Genomic DNA, 4,228 nt, shown 5'->3' on the forward strand with positions numbered 1-4,228 from the left:
AATGATAACTGTAGGAAAAGTGAGTTTTCCGAAGCCTATTGATTATAAATTGGAGAAAGGTACAGGGTATTGGGTGGCTGATCGCTGTGGAACTTACTATAGACAGCAGTGGGATGATGATGACAGTGATATAGAGTTATTAAAAAGCGGTCAACTTCATTTGACAGGAGAAGCCGCTGAACAACATGCTCAAGCGATTGTTAAAATCAGTAAAGGTGAGTTTTAATAAATGGAGTAGTGACGCCAGCGGAAGGCTCAGGGATATATCATGAAAATAAACAAACAACTTTTCAATTTAGCTCAATGTGAAGCTTATATAGCAATAAACACAAATAGCCCGCTAATATGGCTTATGGCTATGTATTGTCTGAGATTAAGTTATGAATATGATTAAAGAATGGCTCTTCGCTATGCTCTATCCCGCTTGTTTAATTTTATTTGCAACGTTAATTTTAATGTTCATGAGGTAATTATGTTTAAGATTTATTGTGACTCTTTTAAAGTTAATCTCATTAACAATAGAAATGAAATTGAAATAAATGGAAATATTGTTATACAAGGAAGCTCCGAAGAAGTACTTAATTCAACAAACTCTTGCTTCAATGAAATAAAGGAATATTTCGAAAGCAGGGGATATAAAATCGAGGCTTTATAATATGAACACTCATCAACATCAGGTGAATAAAGAAACGGAATTCTATAAAAAAATCGGATACTCAGATAAAGAAATTATCGAGCACAGGGAAATTGAATATAAGCGTTCTATCCAAGGATTGGATATGAATATGCCGGTTAGTTTAATTGAACTTAGCGGAGATTTTACATGACTGTGTATTTAATAAGAGCGCCAGATATTTTCAAGAGTAAGCAAGAAGCTATAGAAGCAGTCAGGGAAATAATTAACGGAAAACCTCACCCAAACGTTTTTAAATTATCAAATATGGCAATCGCAGAAAAGCTATGGAATGCAAATCTCGACGCCGCATTAAATCACCCTCCCCTCCCCAATTATTTGATTAACGAACGAGAAAATCAGAGAGCTTTGGAGTGGCGAGAATATTTCAAAACCAACAAACGAGAATACGATTTCTGTCGTGGTGATAATCCGACACGCAGACACGGTGGAATTTGGACAGGAGATTAATTTTGACGATATATAGAGTAGTAGATACAGAAACGTGTGATTTAGACAGTGGAATTGTTGAAATAGCAAGTATTGATATCATTGATATACAAATCAATTATTCAACCCAGCAATCCCACTTAACAAACCCCAAAAAACCTATTTCAGTATCAGCAATGGCAATTCATCATATTACTGATGAAATGGTGATTAATTCTCCGCTGATTGATGAAGTTATCGGGATCTACAAAGGTGCTGATTACCTTGTTGCTCACAATGCTGAATTTGACAAAAAGATGATGCCGAAAATGGATGCTCCGTTTATCTGCACATTAAAACTAGCAAGGCGCTTATGGCCTGACATGGAAAGTCACAGCAATCAATATCTACGCTACGCACTGAAACTGGGTGTTCGTGTTCCGGAGGGGTTACATGCACACAGGGCGCTATACGACTGCATTGTCACAGCAGAACTGTTCAAATTTATCAAAGATGAATCTGGTTGGTCAGATAACGAAATGTTGGAAATCAGTAATCAACCTTCCCTGCTTCATAGATTCAAATTCGGAAAATACAATGGAATGACATTTGAGGAAGTCAAGAAAGAGAACATCGGGTATTTCCATTGGCTACTGAAACAGCCGAACCTTGATCATGATGTTAAGTTCACAATCAGTTATTGGTTATCGAGGTAGTTAAATATGGGAACCGCAACGTTAATTTTAGGGGAATCGGGGACAGGGAAGTCAACGAGTCTCAGAAATTTAAATCCAACAGAGTGTTTGCTGATACAAGCGGTAAGGAAACCGTTACCTTTTAAATCCTCTTCATGGAAATTGTGGGACAGGGAAAATCCAGAAACCTCTGTTTTCATTTCAGATAAATATAGTCATATCGAGGGCGCAATAATAAAAGCTCACTCATATGGAAAGAAAATTGTCATTATTGATGATTTTCAATATGTGATGGCAAATGAATTTATGCGCCGCTCTGATGAAAAATCTTTTGATAAATTTACGGAAATCGGCAGTCATGCATGGAGTATTATTGATAGTGCAATAAATGGAACGCCGGACGATTTGCGTGTTTATTTATTGTCTCATACGGAAGAGACCCAGACAGGGAAAGTTAAGATAAAAACAATAGGAAAAATGTTGGATGAAAAAATAACCATTGAGGGAATGTTCACAATAGTTTTAAGAACAATTGTCAAGGATGACAATTATTTTTTCTTAACAAGAAACAACGGTTACGATACAGTTAAATCCCCGATGGGCATGTTCGATAAATATGAAATAGAAAATGATTTAGCTGCTATCGACGAAACAATTTGTCATTATTACGAAATCAACAAATAAGGTTAAATGAAATGAATAATGTTATGTTTGTTTATAACAAAGAACTTGCTTTATCTGCCGGTCAGAGTGGATTTATCACAGAAAGTGGGGCTTATATTATCACTATCAATGAAGCTAAATTTACAAGAGGGAAAGAGGGTGCCCACTTTATTGAAATATCCGGCGAAAGTGAAGATGGACGAAAAGTTAATTATTTGAATGTTTGTTGTAAGAAAAATGACGGCACAGATAATCAGTACGGAATTAATATGATTAATGCGATCATGGGCTGCGCCGGAGTTAAACAGTTAACTCAGATAACGAAAGATGCGAATACATGTATCGCCCCAGAACTAACAGGGAAAACAGTTGGTCTGGTGCTTCAAAAAACACTAAGAACTAAAAGAACGGATGGAAGTGATACATTTAGCTTTGATATAAGAATTCCGTTCGTTGCTAAGACTGGGCAAACCTTACAAGAAATTGAAAGTGGTAAAGTTGCTGAGACTGTAAATAAGATTGTTTCAACTTTAAAAGATAAAGATGAGAGGAATAAATCATCACAACATAACAGCTATAACAATTACCAGAACCACAATAATCAATATGAGCAATACGACGATAATTTCTCTCCATTTTAAAATATGAGGGTAATTTCATGTACGGTGAAAAATTCAATGGCGACCCATGCCCGCTAGGGCACACGCTAAGATACGTCTCAAACAAAAGTTGCGTTGAATGTCAGAGCAACAGAGAAAAAGTAGTGAAAAAGCACAAGCGAGAAAGTAAAAATAAAGTCAATCCAGACGACTTTGCTCACGGCGTATTTATTCTTGGAAATCCTGAAAGATGTGAAAACTAATTAATTCAATGAGGTGATTTATGGCTGTGAAGTTAGAAATTCTTATCTCGTTTAATGAAGACTTAAATAAGCATCATGTTGAATATTCCACAGCATTTACTTCATGTAGTACGCATGAAGAGCGACAGATTCTTACTGAATTAAGAACTAAATTATTGGCTGAAATGGATAATCAATATGTAGGAAATCATTATGTTAATTAATAGAGGTGACTATGATGGAGAAAACACCCTGGAATCCCAGTATCAAAGCAATACAGCGGGTTAAAGACCCGCTCCCAATGCCAGTTAATTGTCATTACTGCAATGGCGACGTAATAATAGCAAGTCACAAGGAAGTGTTCGGGAAGAATTATAGCAAGTGGCCGTGGTTATATATTTGTACTGAGTGTAGGGCTTATGTAGGAATGCATCCATATACGGATATTCCGCTGGGATATCTAGCAGATAAAGCAACACGGAATGCAAGACTTTCCAGCAAACGTTATTTTGAAGAAATATGGCAGTCAGGAAAATTAACGCGCACGGATGCGTATCGCTGGCTAGCTAGAAAGCTAGGAATTAACAAATGTGAATGCCACTTTGGATGGTTCGATATTGACACTTGCCATCGAGCGAAGGAAATTTGTGAAAATATGATTATTAAGAGAAAGGGTAATTATCATGACTAAAAATACAGAATCTTTAATATCCGCATGTCACGAGTTAGCAAGAACAGCAAGCTGTGACGATTATTCAACTTTAAATGAGATTGCAGACAAATTGAAATTTCTTCAAAAAGAAAGCAATGATTACAAAGAAATGTTTTTTGATTCTTGCAAGGGCCTTGCTGCTATAGCTCGCGCTGCTGGAATTAAAGAAGAGAATGATACGGGGTCTCCGGGACAAGTAATAGAGAAAATTGAAT

Annotated in this window: 9 protein-coding genes; all 9 read left to right on the plus strand. The window is 36.4% G+C overall.

The window, feature by feature from the left end; translation table 11 throughout:
• Positions 1-226: hypothetical protein (locus tag LGZ99_RS23435; RefSeq protein ID WP_262979741.1), on the plus strand; the 226-nt coding region annotated here is incomplete at its 5' end.
• Positions 227-656: 430 nt separating this feature from the next.
• Positions 657-827, plus strand: coding sequence for a hypothetical protein (locus tag LGZ99_RS23440; RefSeq protein ID WP_160171172.1), 171 nt, complete (start codon positions 657-659; stop codon positions 825-827).
• Complete coding sequence (locus LGZ99_RS23445) at positions 824-1,144, plus strand: hypothetical protein (RefSeq protein WP_262979742.1); 321 nt, start codon at positions 824-826, stop codon at positions 1,142-1,144. Before LGZ99_RS23440 ends, LGZ99_RS23445 begins: the two co-directional genes overlap by 4 nt.
• An 8-nt stretch (positions 1,145-1,152) precedes the next feature.
• Positions 1,153-1,818, plus strand: a complete 666-nt coding sequence (exoX, locus tag LGZ99_RS23450; protein ID WP_200875319.1) for an exodeoxyribonuclease X — start codon at positions 1,153-1,155, stop codon at positions 1,816-1,818.
• 6 nt (positions 1,819-1,824) lie between these two features.
• Positions 1,825-2,481, plus strand: coding sequence for an AAA family ATPase (locus tag LGZ99_RS23455; RefSeq protein WP_036841516.1), 657 nt, complete (start codon positions 1,825-1,827; stop codon positions 2,479-2,481).
• 11 nt (positions 2,482-2,492) lie between these two features.
• Positions 2,493-3,101, plus strand: a complete 609-nt coding sequence (locus LGZ99_RS23460) for a hypothetical protein (protein WP_036841513.1) — start codon at positions 2,493-2,495, stop codon at positions 3,099-3,101.
• Positions 3,102-3,342: 241 nt separating this feature from the next.
• Positions 3,343-3,525, plus strand: a complete 183-nt coding sequence (locus LGZ99_RS23465) for a hypothetical protein (RefSeq protein ID WP_262979743.1) — start codon at positions 3,343-3,345, stop codon at positions 3,523-3,525.
• A gap of 14 nt (positions 3,526-3,539) precedes the next feature.
• The gene (locus LGZ99_RS23470) at positions 3,540-3,992 is read left to right on the plus strand and encodes a zinc-finger-containing protein (RefSeq protein ID WP_262979744.1); all 453 of its coding nucleotides are present in this window, start codon (positions 3,540-3,542) and stop codon (positions 3,990-3,992) included.
• Positions 3,985-4,228 (plus strand): glutamyl-tRNA amidotransferase (locus LGZ99_RS23475; RefSeq protein ID WP_262979745.1); only part of this gene is annotated, 244 nt, incomplete at its 3' end. The genes LGZ99_RS23470 and LGZ99_RS23475, both read left to right, overlap by 8 nt.

The sequence above is a fragment of the Photorhabdus temperata genome (assembly GCF_025384845.1).
In the GTDB taxonomy this organism is placed as follows: Bacteria; Pseudomonadota; Gammaproteobacteria; order Enterobacterales; family Enterobacteriaceae; genus Photorhabdus; species Photorhabdus temperata.